Raw genomic sequence first — 1,428 nt, forward strand, 5'->3', positions numbered from 1 at the left:
TTGCACTTCGCCAAGCACCGGATTGGCCGCAAAGGAGCCGTCCTCCAAGGCCACATCGATGCGGGTCATGTCCTGATAGACCACGCGCCCCGCACCGATGTTAAGATGCCCCACTTCCGAATTGCCCATATAGCCTTTGGGCAGTCCCACCTCACGCCCGGACGCCGCAAGGCGGCTCTGGGGGCAGCGGGCCATGAGGGCGTCCATATTGGGGGTGCGGGCCACAAACGGGGCATTGCCGGGGCCGGGAGGGGCGATGCCCCATCCGTCCAGTATCAGCAGCAGTGTAGGCGTCATAATAATTATTCTCCGCTGTTCTGCCCAGCGGCCGTGCCTTTCCCGGAACCGTGGCCCCACAGGGCTTCAAGGGCGTAGAGCTCGCGCACCGGCTCCTGAAAGATGTTGACGATAACATCGTTCATATCCACAAGAATCCACTGCCCGGCGGCATACCCTTCTGTACGCAGAAATTCGTAGTTGTGTTCGCGGCATAGCTGACCTACGCCGTCGGCAAGGCTCTGGGCGTGACGCACCGAGTTGGCGCCGGCCACAATAAGGGCATCGGCAAAGCCGCCTTCACCTTCAAGGTCAAGGCAGACCACGCGCAGCGCCTTGTGCTCTTCAAGCCATTGGGCCACATCCGCCGCCTTACGGCTTGCGGGAACATCTGAAAACTGTATGGGGGCGCGGCCCCCGGCGGGTGTATTGGGATGATTATTTTCCATAGCCAGCACATATCGTAAAGCCGGGCCAAGGGCAATGGGCATGCCCTGCCGACGGCATGCCCGCACGGAAATCCTGCAGAAGACCGGCGGAACGTCGACGCAAAAAACAACGTCACGCCGTGCGTAAATTCCGCTCTTTTCCGGGCCGTCCCAGGCCGATCAAAAGAAGCGCGCCCGACGACGCAACACAGCGGCAGCGCTCCAAATCCGCTCTGCCGGCAGTTGGAAACCCCGCCACGGAAGCCCCTCCAGAAGCGGCACTCGGCCCTGTTTTTGTTGACCAGTTGCGTACATTCCGGCATACCGGAAAAGGTTTGCATACGGCAACGCCGTTTTTATTTTTGCATTGACGGCCCAAGGCCGCCGCCAAAAGCCAGCTAAAGGAGAGGGCCGTGCTTTTCGACATCAAACAGGAAACCCTGCCCCGCGAGGATATGGAAGCATTGCAGTTGCGCCGTCTGCGCGACCTGTGCAGCCGCGTATACGCCAACGTGCCCTTTTACCGCAAACGCTTTGACGAAGCGGGCGTAACCCCCGCCGACATCAAATCCCTGGCCGACCTGAAGCTTCTGCCGTTCACCGAAAAGCAGGACCTGCGCGACTATTATCCTTTCGGCCTTTTCGCCGTGCCGCGCGACCACATCGTGCGCCTTCACGCCTCCAGCGGCACCACAGGCAAGGCCGTGGTGGTGGGCTACACCGA

At 60.8% G+C, this 1,428-nt stretch carries 2 protein-coding genes and 1 pseudogene; 1 reads left to right on the plus strand and 2 read right to left on the minus strand.

Features of this window, described 5'->3' with window-relative positions:
• A pseudogene (locus tag V6C07_RS12335) lies at window positions 1–297 on the minus strand (2,3-bisphosphoglycerate-independent phosphoglycerate mutase); the annotation flags it as partial.
• Between the two features lie 5 nt (window positions 298–302).
• Window positions 303–791 carry a ribosome silencing factor gene (gene rsfS, locus V6C07_RS12340; protein ID WP_333536777.1) on the minus strand — a complete coding sequence of 163 codons (489 nt, stop codon included), beginning with the start codon at window positions 789–791 and terminating at the stop codon, window positions 303–305.
• Between the two features lie 368 nt (window positions 792–1,159).
• On the opposite strand from rsfS, the gene V6C07_RS12345 reads away from it, so the two are divergent.
• A partial coding sequence (locus V6C07_RS12345; protein ID WP_442891940.1) for a phenylacetate--CoA ligase family protein occupies window positions 1,160–1,428 on the plus strand: 269 nt, incomplete at its 3' end.

Origin of the sequence: Desulfovibrio sp. 1214_IL3152 (assembly GCF_036763055.1) — a bacterium.
Lineage (GTDB): Bacteria > Desulfobacterota > Desulfovibrionia > Desulfovibrionales > Desulfovibrionaceae > Desulfovibrio.